The sequence below is a fragment of the Neobacillus sp. SRL179 genome, from assembly GCF_984799095.1.
Genome location: NZ_OZ481792.1, coordinates 803,028 through 820,008 on the forward strand (window position 1 = coordinate 803,028; position 16,981 = coordinate 820,008).

General features: G+C 39.7%; 17 protein-coding genes. 14 read left to right on the forward strand and 3 right to left on the reverse strand.

Annotated features, from left to right (window positions below):
* The first annotated feature begins 165 nt into the window (after nucleotides 1-165).
* The 12 genes from AC4E8C_RS03930 to AC4E8C_RS03985 all read left to right on the forward strand — a co-directional run bounded on the left by AC4E8C_RS03930 (nucleotide 166) and on the right by AC4E8C_RS03985 (nucleotide 12,409).
* On the forward strand, nucleotides 166-990 hold the full coding sequence (locus tag AC4E8C_RS03930; RefSeq protein ID WP_490210425.1) for a M55 family metallopeptidase: 825 nt from the start codon (nucleotides 166-168) through the stop codon (nucleotides 988-990).
* 13 nt (nucleotides 991-1,003) lie between these two features.
* Nucleotides 1,004-1,936: an ABC transporter permease gene (locus AC4E8C_RS03935; RefSeq protein WP_490210427.1), complete on the forward strand. Its 933-nt coding sequence runs from the start codon at nucleotides 1,004-1,006 to the stop codon at nucleotides 1,934-1,936.
* Complete coding sequence (locus AC4E8C_RS03940; RefSeq protein ID WP_490210428.1) at nucleotides 1,936-2,889, forward strand: ABC transporter permease; 954 nt, start codon at nucleotides 1,936-1,938, stop codon at nucleotides 2,887-2,889. The genes AC4E8C_RS03935 and AC4E8C_RS03940 overlap by 1 nt, the downstream gene beginning before the upstream one ends.
* 4 nt (nucleotides 2,890-2,893) lie before the next feature.
* Entirely contained in the window at nucleotides 2,894-3,892 is a 999-nt protein-coding gene (locus AC4E8C_RS03945; RefSeq protein WP_490210429.1) for an ABC transporter ATP-binding protein, read from the forward strand.
* Between the two features lie 28 nt (nucleotides 3,893-3,920).
* Complete coding sequence (locus AC4E8C_RS03950) at nucleotides 3,921-5,555, forward strand: peptide ABC transporter substrate-binding protein (RefSeq protein WP_490210431.1); 1,635 nt, start codon at nucleotides 3,921-3,923, stop codon at nucleotides 5,553-5,555.
* Between the two features lie 90 nt (nucleotides 5,556-5,645).
* Nucleotides 5,646-6,569 (forward strand): S66 peptidase family protein, encoded by a 924-nt coding sequence (locus AC4E8C_RS03955; RefSeq protein ID WP_490210432.1) that lies wholly within the window; start codon nucleotides 5,646-5,648, stop codon nucleotides 6,567-6,569.
* A gap of 13 nt (nucleotides 6,570-6,582) precedes the next feature.
* Complete coding sequence (locus AC4E8C_RS03960; protein ID WP_490210434.1) at nucleotides 6,583-7,683, forward strand: mandelate racemase/muconate lactonizing enzyme family protein; 1,101 nt, start codon at nucleotides 6,583-6,585, stop codon at nucleotides 7,681-7,683.
* A complete protein-coding gene (locus tag AC4E8C_RS03965) occupies nucleotides 7,676-8,590 on the forward strand; it encodes a C40 family peptidase (protein WP_490210435.1) in 915 nt (304 codons plus the stop codon). Before AC4E8C_RS03960 ends, AC4E8C_RS03965 begins: the two co-directional genes overlap by 8 nt.
* A 2-nt stretch (nucleotides 8,591-8,592) precedes the next feature.
* Nucleotides 8,593-9,597 carry an ABC transporter ATP-binding protein gene (locus AC4E8C_RS03970; RefSeq protein WP_490210437.1) on the forward strand — a complete coding sequence of 335 codons (1,005 nt, stop codon included), beginning with the start codon at nucleotides 8,593-8,595 and terminating at the stop codon, nucleotides 9,595-9,597.
* Between the two features lie 3 nt (nucleotides 9,598-9,600).
* Nucleotides 9,601-10,377 (forward strand): serine hydrolase, encoded by a 777-nt coding sequence (locus AC4E8C_RS03975; protein ID WP_490210438.1) that lies wholly within the window; start codon nucleotides 9,601-9,603, stop codon nucleotides 10,375-10,377.
* Between the two features lie 197 nt (nucleotides 10,378-10,574).
* Nucleotides 10,575-11,162: a Crp/Fnr family transcriptional regulator gene (locus AC4E8C_RS03980; protein ID WP_490210439.1), complete on the forward strand. Its 588-nt coding sequence runs from the start codon at nucleotides 10,575-10,577 to the stop codon at nucleotides 11,160-11,162.
* A gap of 278 nt (nucleotides 11,163-11,440) precedes the next feature.
* A complete protein-coding gene (locus tag AC4E8C_RS03985; RefSeq protein WP_490210441.1) occupies nucleotides 11,441-12,409 on the forward strand; it encodes an NAD(P)-dependent alcohol dehydrogenase in 969 nt (322 codons plus the stop codon).
* Nucleotides 12,410-12,518: 109 nt separating this feature from the next.
* Here AC4E8C_RS03985 and AC4E8C_RS03990 read toward each other — a convergent pair whose 3' ends face one another.
* The 3 genes from AC4E8C_RS03990 to AC4E8C_RS04000 form a co-directional block, all read right to left on the reverse strand.
* Entirely contained in the window at nucleotides 12,519-13,538 is a 1,020-nt protein-coding gene (locus tag AC4E8C_RS03990; RefSeq protein WP_490210443.1) for a S66 family peptidase, read from the reverse strand.
* 95 nt (nucleotides 13,539-13,633) lie between these two features.
* Nucleotides 13,634-14,137, reverse strand: a complete 504-nt coding sequence (locus AC4E8C_RS03995) for a M15 family metallopeptidase (RefSeq protein ID WP_490210444.1) — start codon at nucleotides 14,135-14,137, stop codon at nucleotides 13,634-13,636.
* 319 nt (nucleotides 14,138-14,456) lie between these two features.
* Entirely contained in the window at nucleotides 14,457-15,029 is a 573-nt protein-coding gene (locus AC4E8C_RS04000) for an HAD hydrolase-like protein (protein ID WP_490210445.1), read from the reverse strand.
* A 161-nt stretch (nucleotides 15,030-15,190) separates the two neighbouring features.
* On the opposite strand from AC4E8C_RS04000, the gene AC4E8C_RS04005 reads away from it, so the two are divergent.
* Together AC4E8C_RS04005 and AC4E8C_RS04010 are read left to right on the forward strand one after the other, a co-directional pair.
* Nucleotides 15,191-15,361, forward strand: a complete 171-nt coding sequence (locus AC4E8C_RS04005) for a hypothetical protein (protein WP_490210447.1) — start codon at nucleotides 15,191-15,193, stop codon at nucleotides 15,359-15,361.
* A gap of 74 nt (nucleotides 15,362-15,435) precedes the next feature.
* Nucleotides 15,436-16,977: a spore germination protein gene (locus tag AC4E8C_RS04010; protein WP_490210449.1), complete on the forward strand. Its 1,542-nt coding sequence runs from the start codon at nucleotides 15,436-15,438 to the stop codon at nucleotides 16,975-16,977.
* Nucleotides 16,978-16,981 lie beyond the last annotated feature (4 nt).

Genomic DNA, 16,981 nt, shown 5'->3' on the forward strand with positions numbered 1-16,981 from the left:
AATAACGGTTTCTTCAACTGCTTTTTACAAGACCCATAATTCTTATGTCTACCATTTTTAAAGACCTTTCTGGGATGGAATTGAGATTTCAGAATAATTTGTCATACTAAATAAAATAATTTATAATAATAAGAAAATTGTATTTTAATAGAAAGGAGTTTTGGAATGAAATTATATATTTCCGTCGACATGGAAGGAATTACAGGTATGGTCGACTATACTCAAGTCGACTCTGACAAGCATAATTATGAACGCAGCCGAATTATTATGACAGATGAAGCCAATCATGTGATCCACGCCGCGTTTGAAGAAGGGTGCAAGGAAGTAGTAGTAAATGACAGCCATTCAAAAATGAATAATTTATTAATAGAGAGGCTTCATCCTGAGACACAGCTGATTACGGGGGATGTCAAACCATTTTCTATGGTTCAAGGCTTAGATGAAACCTTTACTGGTGCAGCATTTGTCGGCTATCATGCTCGTGCCGCATTAAAAGGAGTCATGTCCCATTCGATGATTTTTGGTGTTCGAAATATGTACATAAATGATGTAGCGGTGGGCGAATTAGGATTTAACGCCTATGTTGCAGGGTATTACGATGTTCCATTACTAATGGTTGCCGGTGATGACCGAGCAGCATATGAGGCGGAACAATTAATCCCGAATGTGACAACCGCTATTGTAAAAGAATCGATATCCAGATCTGCAGTCAAATCTTTAACACCTGCAAAAGCGGGCCAGCTTCTTCGGGAAAAGACAGCTGTAGCACTAAGTAATAGACATAATGTGAAACCGCTGACACCGCCAGACAGACCGCTTTTAGGGATTGAATTCACTAACTATGGGGAAGCGGAATGGGCCAATTTAATGCCAGGTACAGAAATAGTCCCAGGAACCACCATTGTTCGTTTTCAAGCAAAAGACATTTTGGAAGCATACCAAGCCATGCTAGTAATGACGGAGTTGGCGATGAGAACAACATTCTGTTAGGAAGTGGACAAGCATGAATACCTATTTTATTAAACGATTTGCATCCATGATTATCACGTTGTGGCTTATCATTACCGGAACATTTTTCTTAATGCATTCGGTACCAGGGTCACCATTTAACGAAGAAAGAACAACGAATGAGGCTGTCCAAAAGAATCTCGAATCCTATTATCATTTAGATGAGCCGCTTATTGTTCAATACGGAAATTACTTATCTGCTCTTGTGAAATTTGATTTGGGTCCATCAATCAAAAAATCTTCCCAGACCGTTAATGACATGCTTGGAAGGGGATTTCCCGTATCATTTGAACTAGGGTTTTATACACTTCTGTTAGCTATTTTTTCCGGAATTTTACTCGGCGTACTTGCGGCCCTTCGTCATAACGGAATCATCGACTATATTGCAATGAGTATCGCTGTCTTAGGAATCTCTATACCAAACTTTGTCATGGCTACATTTTTGATTGAACAACTAGCCGTGAATTTTCCTTTGTTTCCTGTCGCTACTTGGTCTAGTCCGAAACATATGGTCTTGCCAATTTTGGCGCTGGCATCAGGTCCCATGGCGATTATTGCCCGTCTCACCCGAACCAGTATGCTCGAGGTATTAACACAGGATTACATAAGAACGGCAAAAGCAAAGGGATTATCACCCGTTAAGATTGTGTTCAAGCATGCCTTACGAAATGCGCTCTTGCCAGTTGTGACGGTATTAGGATCGTTAGCAGCCAGTATCTTAACAGGAACGTTTGTTATTGAAAAAATATTTGCGATCCCAGGGATGGGAAAATACTTTGTTGATAGTATAAATAACCGTGATTATCCCGTTATCATGGGAACCACTGTTTTTTACGGTGCTATTTTAATTCTCATGCTGTTCTTAGTTGATTTAGCATACGGGGCATTGGACCCTAGAATAAAGCTCCATAAGAAGGAGGCGAAATAATGGAACTGCGTAAACAAGAAGAACGACATATTTCGCCTGATGTTCCAGATGAATGGTTTGTCCCTAAGGTCCGAAATCAATCTGATGCAGAAGCAGTCCTTAGACCCAGCTTGTCATACTGGAAGGATTCCTGGCTAAGATTGTTAAAAAATAAATTAGCGATGACCGGGCTGATATTTTTAATTTTTATCACGTTCTTAGCAATTTTTGGTCCAATTATTTCCCCACACTCTGTGGAGTCGCAAAAATTAACTATGCAGAATCTGCCTCCATCTAGTACCTATTGGTTTGGAACGGACGATTTAGGACGAGATGTATTTACCCGAACTTGCTATGGTGCCAGAATCTCTTTATTTGTCGGTTTGGTTGCGGCTCTTATCGATTTCCTTATTGGTGTTGTATATGGTGGGATTTCTGGTTACAAAGGCGGAAAAGTCGATAACGTCATGATGCGGTTTGTTGAAATTTTATATGGTCTCCCATATTTACTTGTGGTTATTTTAGTGATGGTCGTAATCGGTCCAGGGTTAACTACGATAATTTTAGCTCTTTCCATAACTGGATGGGTAGGGATGGCTAGAATTGTCAGAGGTCAAGTTTTGCAAATTAAAAACTATGAATTTGTACTAGCTTCTAAAACATTTGGGACATCAACGGCTCGAATCATTCGTAAGAATCTGCTTCCTAATACAATGGGTCCTATCATTGTGCAAATGACACTGACCATTCCATCTGCCATTTTTGCAGAGGCTTTCCTAAGCTTCATTGGTCTTGGTATTCAAGCACCGCATGCAAGTTGGGGAGTAATGGCGAATGATGGTTTATCTACGATTCTCTCAGGATACTGGTGGCGATTGTTTTTCCCAACCTTGTTCATTTCATTGACCATGTTTGCGTTTAATGTATTAGGTGATGGATTACAAGATGCCCTTGATCCAAAACTGAGGAGGTAACATCATGGAGAAAGTTCTTCAGGTAAAGGATTTACAAGTATCCTTTTCAACTTATGGCGGGGAAGTAAATGCTGTTCGTGGTGTAAGCTTTGACTTACATCAAGGTGAAACCCTAGCCATTGTCGGTGAATCGGGATGTGGGAAAAGTGTAACTTCTCAAAGTATTATGAGACTTATTCCTAGCCCTCCAGGAAAGATTACTGGAGGAGAAGTCCTATTTAAAGACAAGAATCTCATTACATTAAAAGAATCAGAAATGCGAAAAATCCGTGGTACGCATATTTCGATGATTTTCCAAGATCCAATGACTGCATTAAACCCGACTCTTACGATTGGTGAGCAAATCATGGAAGGAATCATCGAACACGAAAAGCTATCAAGAGAGCAGGCCAAAAGAGTGGCTGTTGAAATGCTTACACTAGTAGGTATACCAAGTCCAGAGCAACGATTAAAGCAATATCCCCATCAATTCAGCGGGGGGATGCGGCAGCGGATTGTCATCGCGATGGCGCTCGTATGCCGGCCGGATGTGTTAATTGCAGATGAACCGACAACTGCTCTTGATGTGACCATTCAAGCACAGATATTGGAATTATTTAGAGAAATCCAAAAGAAAACGGGCGTATCCATTATCCTCATTACCCATGATTTAGGGGTAGTGGCTCAGGTTGCTGACCGGGTTGCTGTCATGTACGCTGGAAAAATTGTTGAAATAGGGACAAGGAGAGAAATCTTTTATCAGCCACAGCATCCTTATACAAAAGGATTACTGCAGTCTGTGCCGCGCTTGGACAGAGAGAGGGGGAACCTGGTTCCCATACCTGGGACGCCGCCAGATTTATTTTCACCTCCAATCGGATGTGCCTTTGCAGCACGTTGTCCATATGCAATGGAAGTTTGTGATAAAGCGTACCCGTTTAAAACCCATCTTAGCAGTGATCATCAAGTAGATTGCTGGCTGCAGGATGAACGGGCTCAAAAATTGGTTTCAACATTTGTTTAAAATACATGAGATTATGAGGGGGAAAACCATGAAGAAGTTTGTGACCATGTTGGCAGCGTGTATGTTGGTTTTAGCTTTAGCTGCATGTACGGCCAATAAAGATGCTGGAAGTGAACCGAAAAAGGACGACGGTAATGGAAAATCGAAAGAAAAAGTAGAAAAAGTCCTTAACCTAAACAATAGTCAAGAACCAACATCCTTTGATCCGGCCATCGGCTTTGATGCGGTTTCTTGGAATTCATTGAACAATATTATGGAAGGTCTTACTCGCTTGGATCAAAAACATGAACCGAAGGCAGCAACAGCTGAAAAGTGGGACGTATCAGCAGATGGTAAAACCTATACCTTCCATATCCGTGATAATGCCAAATGGTCGAATGGTGACGATGTAACAGCAGGAGACTTCGTCTTTGCATGGAAACGTCTATTAGATCCAAATACAGGTTCTTCTGCAGCGTTTTTAGGCTACTTTATTGAAGGCGGAGAAGCTTATAACACAGGAACAGGTAAAGCGGAAGATGTAAAAATAAAAGCTGTCGATGATAAAACATTTGAAGTAACATTGACTAGCCCACAGGCTTATTTCTTAAGCGTTATTGCTAACCCAGCTTTTTTCCCTATTAATGAAAAGGTGGCAACTGCTAACCCGAAATGGTTTGCTGAAGCAAGCACATTCGTAGGAAATGGTCCTTTCAAATTGACTGAATGGAACCATGACAGTGATTTTACGTTTACGAAAGATGAAAACTATTGGGATGCAAAAAATGTAAAATTAGATAAAGTTCATTGGGCAATGGTAGATGATCCAAATACTGAATATCAAATGTACAAAACAGGTGAGTTAGATACGTCTGACGTTCCTGCAGAACTTGCTGACCAATTGTTTAAAGAAGGTGACGTAAAGGTAGAAGACCAAGCAGGTGAGTACTTCTATCGTTTTAATGTCAATAAAGAACCATTCCAGAATGAAAATATTCGTAAAGCGTTCGCACTTGCTGTAAACCAAAAGCAAATGGTGGAGCTTGTTACAAAGAACCAAGAAAAGCCGGCTTACGGTTTTGTCTCTTACGGATTTAAGGATGCAGACGGTAAAGACTTCCGTAAAACAAATGGCGACCTCATTAAAACAGATGTAGAGAAAGCAAAAGAACTATTGAAAAAGGGAATGGAAGAGGAGAAGTACACAACCCTTCCAGAAGTGACCCTTACTTATAGCACAAGCGATGCACACAAGAAAATCGCAGAAGCTCTGCAGCAAATGTTTAAAGAGAATTTAGGTGTTGATGTTAAGCTTGCCAATATGGAAAGCAGTGTTTTTGCAACGGAACAAAAAGCATTAAAGTTCCAGTTATCACGCAGCTCTTTCCTTGCTGACTATGCGGACCCAATCAACTTCTTGGAAAACTTTATTACCGGGTCTTCCATGAACCGTACAGGCTGGAGCAATCCTGAATTTGATCAATTAATTAAAGATGCAAAGAATGAAAAAGAAGAAAAGAAACGCTTTGACATGATGTATAAGGCTGAAAAGATTTTAATGGATGCAGCCCCTATTATTCCAATCCATTTCTATAACCAAGTATATTTGCAAAATAAAGATGTAACAGGGATCGTTCGCCATCCTGTAGGCTATCTGGAATTAAAATGGGCAGATAAGAAATAACATGAGTTTAAATGAAGGGGTGTTCGTTTGAACATCCCTTTTTTACCTAGAAAGATAGACTCGTAAATTAGAGAAATGGGGGTTTCTAAGATGTCCCAAGTAAAACCTAGCAGGCTTTATCGGGGAGATACCGTTGGTGTCATTGCTCCTGCCAGTCCGCCAAATCTAGAAAATCTTGAACGTGGAATTGCCTTTTTGGAGAGTTTAGGACTAAAGGTGAAGGTTGGTAGACATGTTTCCCAAATAAATGGGTATTTAGCAGGCTTTGATCAGGAAAGACTAGAAGATTTGCACGAAATGTTTACAGACCCGACTATAAAGGCAGTGATTTGTGCCTGTGGTGGTTATGGCACGGGAAGAATAGCCGCCCAGATTGATTATGAATTGATAAAAAATAATCCGAAAATCTTTTGGGGATATAGTGACATTACTTTTTTACATACGGCTATACGCCAGCAAGCTGGAATTGTCACCTTTCACGGGCCGATGCTGGGGTCCGATATCGGGAAAGAGGATACACATCCATTATCTAAGGAAGGCTTTAAGGAATTGTTTGAACCTGCTGACCTCGAGTACACCGAACAACTATCACCATTGGAAGTCTTGGTTGAGGGAGTGGCAGACGGTGAACTTGTAGGAGGAAACTTGTCCCTATTGGTTAGTACACTTGGAACAGCGTACGAAATTGATACAAAGGGTAAGCTTTTGCTCATTGAGGATGTGAACGAAGAACCACGTTCGGTTGACCGCATGCTGAATCAGCTATACATGGCAGGTAAACTTGAGGAAGTCAGTGGTATTGTGGTGGGTGACTTTTGCGATTGCACGCCAGCAAGGAATCTTTCCTTAACGCTCGACGAAGTCATCAATCATTATATTAAGCTTGCTAATAAACCTTCATTAAAGGGATTCCAATTTGGCCATTGTAACCCTCATATTTCCGTTCCATTTGGTGTAAAGGCTACCTTAAATACATTTGAAAAAAGATTACTTGTCGAAACCGGCATTTCGTAAAGGATGATAACTGATGATCATTGAGCAAATTGAAACATTCCGAGTAGCAGTTCCACTTATTAAGCCATTTAAAACAGCCTTACGAACCGTAACGACTGCTGAATCTATTTTTGTAAAAATAACCTGCGATAATGGAATCGTCGGCTGGGGAGAAGCACCCCCGACCGTTGTGATTACAGGCGATAGTCTGGCAGGTATTGAATCGGCCATCCATCATGTGATTAAACCATTTCTAGAAAAGAAGAATCTTTTAAATTATGAAGTGATTTTTCAAGGGCTAAAAAACACTTTGGTAGGAAACTCAAGTCCAAAGGCAGCTGTCGATATGGCTATTTATGATTGCTTATCCCAATTTTGCGGGCTGCCCCTTTATCAATTTCTTGGAGGTCACAAAAAGCAGCTGGAAACGGATTTTACCGTCAGCGTTAATGGACCGGAAGAGATGGGCGAGGATGCAGTTTCTTATATCAAAAGAGGATTTAATGTGCTTAAGGTAAAGGTAGGCAAGGATGAAATTGCGACGGATATCAAACGTATTCACGAGATTAGAAGACGAGTAGGAAACGACATTATCATCCGCCTTGATGCGAATCAAGGCTGGACAACGAAGGATGCCATCCGTGCCATCCGCAAAATGGAAGATGATGATTTACGGATTGAACTTGTCGAGCAGCCTGTTAAAGCGGACGATATTGAAGGACTTAAACAGGTGACAGATGCCGTCGATACACTCATTATGGCAGACGAAAGTGTGTTTACACCGAAGCAAGCCTTTCAAGTACTAAAAACCAGAAGTGCTGATTTAATTAATATTAAATTGATGAAGGCGGGCGGAATCTATCAAGCTCAGATCATCAATCAGCTTGCTGAAACCTGCGGTGTTAAATGCATGGTTGGCAGTATGATTGAAACCCATCTTGGTATTACAGCCGCTGCACACTTTGCGGCAAGTAAGCAAAATATTAATCGGTTTGACTTTGACGCACCGCTGATGTTAGCGAAGGAAATCGTGGATGGCGGTGTAAATTATAATAGTAGATTTATCACCATGCCAGAAGCTCCAGGCCTTGGTATTAAATCAGTGGATGTTGAAGGAGGAGTTTTAGTTGGCTAAATGGATTGTCAATGTTCCAGTAGCAACGGTTTGGACGTCATTTGATTCACCGCGAGAAATCGACAACAAGGCCATAACCAGTTCTGACTCGATTGATTCATGGTTAGAAGGATTAAAATATGAAACAAGTTTGGCACTATGTAATAACAACCTTGTGCAAACGCAGCTATTATATGGTGAAGAGGTTATCGTTGTGGAGGAAAAGGGCGATTGGGCAAAGGTTGCCATTTCTAGTCAGCCAACGTCAAAAGATGCTCAGGGCTACCCTGGCTGGGTTCCTAAAGCTCAGTTAGTGGAGGCAAAGGAAGAGCGGACTAGTGCGGAAGTTCCTGTAGTGGTTGTGAAGAGCAAAAAGGCAGATTTATATAAAGAGAATCATGGTACGACGATAGTACTTTCCTATTTAACTGCCCTGCCTTTTATAAATGAGCAAGAAGGAAAGGTTTTTGTTCAAACACCTGATGGTACGGGTTTCCTTCATTCCAAAGATGTTGTGGTTGCTGAGTCTCCTGCTAAGGGGAATGGCTTAGACATCGTATCCACTGGTGTCCAGTTTCTAAATTTACCTTATTTGTGGGGCGGAATGAGTAGCTTTGGCTACGACTGTTCAGGGTTTAGCTACTCAATGTGTAAGGCAAATGGGTATATCATTCCTCGTGATGCTCATGACCAAGCCGCCGCAGGGAAAAAAGTTGAAATAACTGAAATGGAACCAGGTGATTTGTTGTTTTTTGCTTATGAAGAAGGCAAGGGAAAAATCCATCACGTGGGTATTTATTACGGGGATGGAAAATTACTTCATTCCCCTAAGACTGGAAAGACAATCGAAATTATTCCTTTAGAGGGAACCATATACGAGCGTGAACTATGTGCAGCAAGGCGCTACTGGACTGTTACGGAGGTATAACCATGGAAAAGTTACTACAGGTAAACAATCTTAAAAAGCACTTTAACCTTGGTAAAGATCAAATTTTAAAAGCCGTTGATGGAGTATCCTTTGATATTCATAAGGGAGAAACATTTGGAATTGTTGGAGAGTCTGGTTGCGGGAAGTCCACGGCAGGCAGGACCATCATTGGACTTTACGATGTAACTGAGGGAGAGGTTATTTTTAAAGGGAAAAATATCCACAATTTAAACGCCAAGGAACGATTTTCCTTCCATCGGGATATGCAAATGATCTTTCAAGATCCCTATGCTTCGCTAAATCCAAGGTCAACAGTGAGAGAAATTATATCTGAGCCAATGGAGGTCCATGGCTTGTACCCTGATAATCAGGAACGTTTAAATCGGGTGTATGAATTATTAGAAGATGTCGGTTTAAATCGAGAACATGCCAATCGCTATCCACATGAATTCAGCGGCGGGCAGCGCCAGCGAATTGGGATTGCTCGTGCACTTTCTCTCGATCCAGATTTTATTATTGCGGATGAGCCAATCTCAGCCTTGGATGTTTCGGTTCAGGCACAGGTCGTTAATTTACTGACTAAATTGCAGAAGGAAAAAGGATTAACCTACTTATTTATTGCTCACGACCTTTCAATGGTTAAGCAAATAAGCGACCGAATCGGAGTGATGTATTTAGGGCAATTGGTTGAATTGAGTTCAAGTAATGATCTCTATAAAAATCCTATGCATCCCTATACACAAGCATTGCTATCGGCCATCCCGATTCCTGACCCAGATATTGAGGACAAACGAGAGCGGATTATATTAAAAGGGGAACTTCCAAGTCCGATTAACCCGCCGAGCGGCTGTGTATTTCGGACTCGGTGCCCGATGGCAATGGAAATTTGCGCCTTGGAAAAACCGGTATGGCAGGAAGTAGAGGGAAGTCACTATGTAGCCTGTCATTTATATGATAAAGATAAAACCGGAGATCATGACTATACTCAAGTGGCTGTCACGAGGTAAAGAATGAATCAATTAACGACAATAATTAAGGAAGAAATCCGCAGAGTAAGTGGTCGAGTGGGTGTGGCGATTGAAATAGACGGTGAACATTATTATTTGAATAGTGAAGAGGTATTTCCATCGGCCAGTATGATTAAGATTCCAATTTTAATAGAAGGATTTCGACAGAGTGACGTAGGTAAACTAGATTTAAATCAACTGGTTAACATCAGTAATAAAGTAGGCGGATCAGGAGTATTACAAGCCCTATCTCATGATGTTAAATTGACGATTAAGGATCTGCTGACCTTAATGATAATTGTCTCCGATAATACAGCCACCAATATGGTTATCGATCTATTGGGAATAGGGGTTATTAATAATTCCTTTGTTAAACTGGGACTTCAGCATACGGTCCTTAATCGGAAAATGATGGATTTTAAGGCTATTGAACAGGGGCTTGATAACTATTCGAATCCGATTGATATCCTTACGTGTCTTAAAGCTATCAATGAAGGTCCAACTTTATCAAGCGAAAGCCGGAATGCTGCTTTAGCCATCATGAAGGCTCAACAATTTCAGGATCGACTACCGGCCATGATGGACCTTGATAAAGTATTTGTCGCCAATAAAACAGGCAGTCTTCCCCATGTTGAACATGATGGTGCTGTAATTAAGTACAATGGGAAAACTGCGTATGCGGCGATCTTCCTTGATCGTCTGGAGGATACATGGGCGGGAAAGCAGTTAATTAGCAGAATTGGAAAGCATATCTATGATTATTTATTAAATGAAATATAGAAGTAGGATTAGCGGGGATTTCCAATAAGTCAAAGAAAAAAACAATTAAAATAGCACCTCAAATTACATTTTTGACAATAGTTATTGTCATGGTGCGATTTTGGGTGCTTTAATTATAATTTTATCTAAAAAGGAAAAAGTATATGGATAAAAATGTTAAAATGATTAGGAATATGTAAATTAGAAAGGAAGGTAATATGAAGAAAACTCTCTTGAAATATATGTCTGATTTTACTTCACTCAGTGAAGATGAACAGCGGGCAATCACTGAAAGTTTACGAATTGATGAATATAAAAAAGGAAAAATCCTTCTTAGACAAGGAGATCCATCCACCATTAAATGTTATTTTGTATTACAGGGGTGTGTTAGACAGTTTTTTATAGATGAATTAGGTAGAGAGGTGACATCAAATTTTTTCACTGAAGAACAAGCTATTCCAATTATCAACGAACAGACTCAAGGTGATTTGTCAAAGTATTCATTAGTGTGTGTGGAAGATTGTATAATAGTTGTTGGCGACTTTGATTCTGAAAAAAAGATGTTTAACAAATATCCACAACTAGAAACAATGATACGCAAAATGATGGAGATCAACCTAGGTGACATGCAAGAACAATTCGGAGAATTTATCAACTCTTCCCCAGAAGAACGCTATGAATCTATTTTAAGGAAACGGCCAAGGTTAGTTGACCGTGTACCACAGCATCAATTGGCTAGTTATCTTGGAATTACACCTGAGTCTTTAAGTAGAATAAAAAAGCGAATTAAAGAAAATAAATATTAAAATAGATTTCATCCACATTTCGCGCTTCTTCCCAGCCATTTTGCAGCAAAAATACCGAAGCTTAACTCTCCAGGTATCATTGAGCTTAATACCACTCTTACTCTTTGTAAAATCCACCATAAAAAATACTAAAATCTCTAGAAATTAACTTAAGTCAATGAAAGGTTTTAACCCCCTTGTTATTATTAAAAAAAGTGAATCGAGGGGATTTGCATATGGATAAACTCGAGAATAAACAAGCAAATCTCTCCGTTCTAAAGGAAAGAGGAGGGGTTTTTATGAAAGCAATAGTTTGTGATAAATATGGTTCACCCGATGTACTTGAATTAAAAGAATTAAAAAAACCTGTACCTGCTGATAATCAAGTATTGGTAAAGGTTCATTCGGCATCCTTAAATTTTGGTAACTTGGTTCTTTTGAAAGGTAAACCCTTCTTAGCCCGTTTTGCCTTCGGACTAACGGGGCCAAAGTACCCTGTTCCGGGAGGTGACATAGCTGGTACAGTGGAAGCTGTTGGTAAGAATGTTTTACAATTTCAAATAGGTGATGAAGTATTTGGCGACCTTTCCGGTAGTGGCTGGGGTGGTTTTGCTGAATATGTAGCGGTCCCCGAATATGCTTTAGCCTTAAAGCCAAACAATATCTCCTTTGAGGAAGCTGCTGCGACTCCTATGGCAGGTGTGACTGCCTTACAGGGGCTGCGTGATAAAGGTAAAATTAAATCGGGACACAAAGTATTAATTTATGGGGCATCTGGTGGCGTAGGTACATTCGCGGTACAAATTGCCAAATCATTTGGAGCTGAAGTAACGGGTGTATGTAGTACAAGAAATTTAGAGATATTGCGTTCATTAGGAGCAGACCATATCATTGATTATTCAAAAGAGAATTTCACCCAAGGTGAGGAGTGTTACGATTTGATTCTTGGTGTAAATGGTTCTAATTCCATTTCAGCTTATAAACGAGTCCTTAATCAAAATGGAATATTCGTTCACGTAGGAGGGTCCGAATCCCAATTTTTTCAAACAATATTCCTTGGACGTTTGATTTCGATGACCGGAAGCAAGAAAATAAGTAATCTGTTACAGAGAGCAAACCAAAAAGACTTAAATTATTTAAAAGAATTACTTGAGACTGGCAAAGTAAGACCGATCATTGATAAACGGTATAAATTGAGTGAAGTAACTGAAGCTTTCAAATATTTTCAAGAAGGTCACGCGCAAGGTAAAGTGGTAATAACTGTGTAGCGGGGTGCTTAAATTAAAATCTTACCACATTAAAGTTAAAAAGCTTGAGGTGGAATTTTTCTCAAGCTTTTTTGGTGTGTACTAACAAATGGTTGTTCTAATAAAAAAGTTATGAACGAAAAGTTTGCATAACAGTTCCTTTTCCATTTTCGATTTCAACCTCTGCATAGGCCCCATTTATGAAAGTCATTTGGGGTGGAACATGACCACAATCGATATCGTAAATAATCGGTATTCCGAGCTCTTCGTATAGAGCTTGGTAGACATCCTCAACTAGATAATTTTCTACAGCTTGATTGGCTGCACTGCGGCCAAACATCAGACCAGAGCAATGGTCGAACCAGCCAGCTAATTTCATTTGCACTAAGGATCTTCGTAAATCGGTGGTATTCAATTCACAGTTCTCTAAATACCAAATAACTGGATATCCATTAATATGCTGCTTTCTAAAGGTCTTCACATCGCCGAACGGTGTACCGATTAGATGTCGGATAATGTCTATACAACCCCCCAGTAACCGGCCGTTTATGTTTACTTTGCCTTTTGAGGCAGTTTTCCAAACCGTTTTTTCGGTTAGGTGAAATATAGAGGGAGACGGATTATTGTGCTGCCATTCCTTTTGATAGAATTCAGAGGAATGTTGTAGAACGGATTCCCCCGTATTTGTGGATAATACAGCCTTCCACATGGCTGTTGTTACATCTGAAAATTCTCCTCTTAAATCCACTAGATTTGTTCCGTGAGCTGTTGCTATTCCAGTCTTTAATGTAATAGCTAGCAGCAAACCGCTAATATCTGAGTAACCTAAAACCCACTTGTTTTTCATATTTTCAAAGTCAAGATGATCAAGAATCTCTATTAGTAATTCCCCGCCCCATGGGGGGAGGATGAGGTCGATGCACTGATCGTCGTGCATCATGGCATTAAACTCCTCAGCACGTTGTAAAGCAGGTGCTGATTTTGCTTTATCCTGGATCCATACGGTCTCTCCACAGGTAATTTGGAAGCCTGCCTTCTCCAACTTAGCGCATGCTAGTTTAACAATTTCATGTAAATGATCAGGTACCCCTGATGAAGGGGCGGTTACTCCGATTGTCGCGTTATTTTTTAAATGTGGGTAAGTAATCATTGGAATTCCCTCCAATCTTTTAAACGATTTTACCAAAATTAATCTAGACATACCATAACAATCTAATGATTAAAAATGAAAGCGAACAGTATTTTTTACTGTTCGCTTTCTGTGGTCTCAATATCTGCAGTCAAGGATGATTCGGCTGGTCTCTCACCTGACTGTAAATCAGCAATGGTTAACCCAAAATCCATTTCTAAATGTGGATAATCTTTAAATTGTTTCCAATCACCGCCCCATTGAAAACCTAAAGCTTTAGCCATTTTCACCACTTCGTTCCAATCTGCTTTTCCATTCTGATTACGATCATATTGCATATCCCACACCACTTCCCCTGATGGAGTTTGTAAGGCAAAATCAATGGCAAGCCCATAATTGTGGTAGGACTCTCCACCTTTTGCATGGGTCACGATATTTCCCTCTGTTGTACGACCTATTTCATACAGCTTATCCTGATCTTCTGAACTTCGGAATCCATCTGTAATCACAACCACAATTCCTTTATCCGCTGCTTGTTGAATTAGTTGATTGCTGCGTTCTTTCACAAGCGGATTGAGTTGTGTGGGTAAAGAAGCCGAATGATTTGTTTTTGACTTCAATGGAGAATTAGATTCCTTGGGAAGGAAAATAAATACTAGTATTAATATTAATAAAAAAAGGAATGTAAAAAATAACTTTCCCAGCTTTGTTAACTTCAAATCTTCACATTCCTTTCAGTTTAAATTTTTCACCTATTGAAATAGAGAGTAATAGTTTTCTATTATAATATATTTTAAATTAACATTATTAAAAAAACCTTAAAAATTAATTGCTCCATATAGATTATAACAATGAATGATAACTATTTACAAAAAGAAACAGCAACAAGGAACAGGGATTAATCCTGTTCCACTTTTTTATCAAAATACCTTAGTCTTTTTAAATCTGATGAAGTACCACTGGAATAAAGTCAGCATAGTTGTCAATGTGATAGTCTGCTTCAATATTTTTATTTTGGAAAGCCACTGTTTTAATATGCAAATTTCTTGCGGGAATTAAGTCTAAATCCCGGTCGCCAACTACTAAATCAATGGGGTATGTTTTTAAGACGTGTTCATATGAAGAAATGTGAGGTTTTCTGGTAAACCCTTGTTCTTCTACAGAAACGATTTCTCGGAAGTATTTAGATAAATTAAATTTTTCAAGGAGATAAATGGTGGACTCTTTATCTCGATGAGTCACAATAATATTATTATCGGCCACAGCCAACACATCCTTTAAGTATTCAAAGGGTTGGCTGTTTTTTATTGAAAAATGATTATGAAGTCGAGTGTATTCAGCCCGCTTGCTTTCATCGATTCCATAATGTTTAAAAGCAGTTTTTGAATCCATTTTTAGCCACTTTAATACTTCACTCCGATCCAAGTCTTGCCCGCTTAAAGCGAGGAATCCTTCAACTAGTGCTGGATAGGTATCAAAAAGTGTTCCATCAAAATCCCACAATATATTCATTAAAATCCCCTCTATTTAACATAATTTGGTGCACGTTATTCGCCAATTGAGTTGCGTTATCCGCCGGATGCGGCACACTATGCACCGATTGGCACGCGGTATCCGCCGATTGCATAGTCATTCGCTGATTGAGTTGCGTTATCCGCCGAATGGAGTACGGCATGCGCCGATTGGCACGCGGTATCCGCCGATTGCATCGTTATTCGCCAATTGAGTTGCGTTATCCGCCGGATGTGGCACACTATGCACCGATTGGCGCTCTCCATCCGCCGATTGGCGTTACTTTTTCCTTAAAACATTATCTTACCATTAATAAGGCATATAAAAAATGAATTCCTAGTTCCTGTCTTTTTACATAAAGCCACCTAAAGTTGGAAAACTATATAAAAGTTGGGGGTGGTTCGTGATGAAGAAAAAGATGATCAAGTCGCTTCTTGATAAACTGAATACTGAACCTCAATTTAATGAGATGTCTAATAAACAGGACATTGATATTAAAAACCAAGAGATAAGCCGAATTTATGAGAAAAATTTAGCAACATTCAAAGAGATTTTTAGTGTTCCCAAAAATATGGATGTGAAATTACGTGAGTTTATCATTCGCTCAGGTAATCGCCGCGCCTTTATTATCTATATAAGTACAATGGTTGATATCCAATTAATTCAAGATGGCATAGTGGAAAAGTTAATTAAAATCGACCAGCCGACAGGACAGGTCAAGGATATTGTGTCGTATCCTGTCCAAAAGACAACGACCCTTGTGGGGGAAATTACCGAGTTCATCACTGGTGGGGTTACTGCCCTTTTTGTAGAAGGCGACCAAGATTGCTATTTATTTGAAACCACCAAAACACGCGGGCGCAGCATTGAAAAGTCAGATAATGAGGTCATTGTAAAAGGAGCAAAGGAATCATTTAATGAGAAGGTCATTGATAATATTGCTTTATTGCGTAAAAAAATAAAAAATGAAAACTTAATCGTGGAGACACAGGTTGTTTCCAAACGTTCGAGGAATGATGTATTTCTTGTTTATGAAAAAGACTTAGTAAATGATGACATGCTTAAAGAGATAAAGGATCGGCTAGATTCTTTTGAAGTCGATAAGATTGTCGATTTAAGTGTAGTTGAACAATATCTGGAGGAACGGCCAAGGTCCTTGTTTCCAACTATTCTTTATACGGAGCGGCCTGACAGGGCAGCATCATTTATTGAAGAAGGTCACATTATTTTATTAATGTCTAATTCACCTAGCTGTCTTGTTCTGCCTGCTACCTTTTGGTCATTAATGCATTCGCCGGAAGATCATTACCTGCGAACGCCGTATGGGAATTTCATACGCTTTTTGCGATTAGTTGCTATGTTTGTTGCTCTATTCGCCTCTTCTTTTTATATTGCCATTACGAACTATCATGTTGGCATGATCCCGCCTGATTTATTAATGGCGATTGCAGGGACGAGGGAAAGGGTACCTTTTCCTTCTATCATTGAGATTTTAATGATGGAGATTGCTTTTGAACTGATTCGGGAAGCGGGATTACGGGTACCATCACCGATCGGCCCTACGATTGGGATTGTCGGTGCCTTGATATTAGGCCAAGCGGCTGTTCAAGCCAATATAATTAGTCCAATCGTCATTATCGTAATCGCCTTAAGTGGCTTAAGTTCTTTTATTATCAGTGATTTGAGCATGAATTTTGCCATTCGGATGACTCGTTTCTTGTTTATCTTTGTTTCAGGGTTTATGGGGGTTTACGGTGCTACAGCCCTCTTTATTGTTGGTCTCTTTTATTTGGCTTCACTTAAATCATTTGGTACTCCTTACTTTGCACCCATGACGCCCCATTTCTTCTCGTCAAAGGACTTATTGATTCGCCATGTTCCGATGAAAGAAAGGTTCCGCCCAGGGTATCTAAAACCAAAGGATATGGTTAAACAAAGAAAGGAATAAACAT

Coding starts and splice junctions, on each gene's coding strand:
- AC4E8C_RS03955 (WP_490210432.1), top strand. CDS start 5,646: ATGTCCCAAGTAAAACCTAGCAGGCTTTATCGGGGAGATACCGTTGGT.
- AC4E8C_RS03970 (WP_490210437.1), top strand. CDS start 8,593: ATGGAAAAGTTACTACAGGTAAACAATCTTAAAAAGCACTTTAACCTT.
- AC4E8C_RS03940 (WP_490210428.1), top strand. CDS start 1,936: ATGGAACTGCGTAAACAAGAAGAACGACATATTTCGCCTGATGTTCCA.
- AC4E8C_RS03990 (WP_490210443.1), bottom strand. CDS start 13,538: ATGATTACTTACCCACATTTAAAAAATAACGCGACAATCGGAGTAACC.
- AC4E8C_RS03945 (WP_490210429.1), top strand. CDS start 2,894: ATGGAGAAAGTTCTTCAGGTAAAGGATTTACAAGTATCCTTTTCAACT.
- AC4E8C_RS04000 (WP_490210445.1), bottom strand. CDS start 15,029: ATGAATATATTGTGGGATTTTGATGGAACACTTTTTGATACCTATCCA.
- AC4E8C_RS04010 (WP_490210449.1), top strand. CDS start 15,436: ATGAAGAAAAAGATGATCAAGTCGCTTCTTGATAAACTGAATACTGAA.
- AC4E8C_RS03980 (WP_490210439.1), top strand. CDS start 10,575: ATGAAGAAAACTCTCTTGAAATATATGTCTGATTTTACTTCACTCAGT.
- AC4E8C_RS04005 (WP_490210447.1), top strand. CDS start 15,191: ATGCGCCGATTGGCACGCGGTATCCGCCGATTGCATCGTTATTCGCCA.
- AC4E8C_RS03935 (WP_490210427.1), top strand. CDS start 1,004: ATGAATACCTATTTTATTAAACGATTTGCATCCATGATTATCACGTTG.
- AC4E8C_RS03960 (WP_490210434.1), top strand. CDS start 6,583: ATGATCATTGAGCAAATTGAAACATTCCGAGTAGCAGTTCCACTTATT.
- AC4E8C_RS03975 (WP_490210438.1), top strand. CDS start 9,601: ATGAATCAATTAACGACAATAATTAAGGAAGAAATCCGCAGAGTAAGT.
- AC4E8C_RS03985 (WP_490210441.1), top strand. CDS start 11,441: ATGAAAGCAATAGTTTGTGATAAATATGGTTCACCCGATGTACTTGAA.
- AC4E8C_RS03950 (WP_490210431.1), top strand. CDS start 3,921: ATGAAGAAGTTTGTGACCATGTTGGCAGCGTGTATGTTGGTTTTAGCT.
- AC4E8C_RS03930 (WP_490210425.1), top strand. CDS start 166: ATGAAATTATATATTTCCGTCGACATGGAAGGAATTACAGGTATGGTC.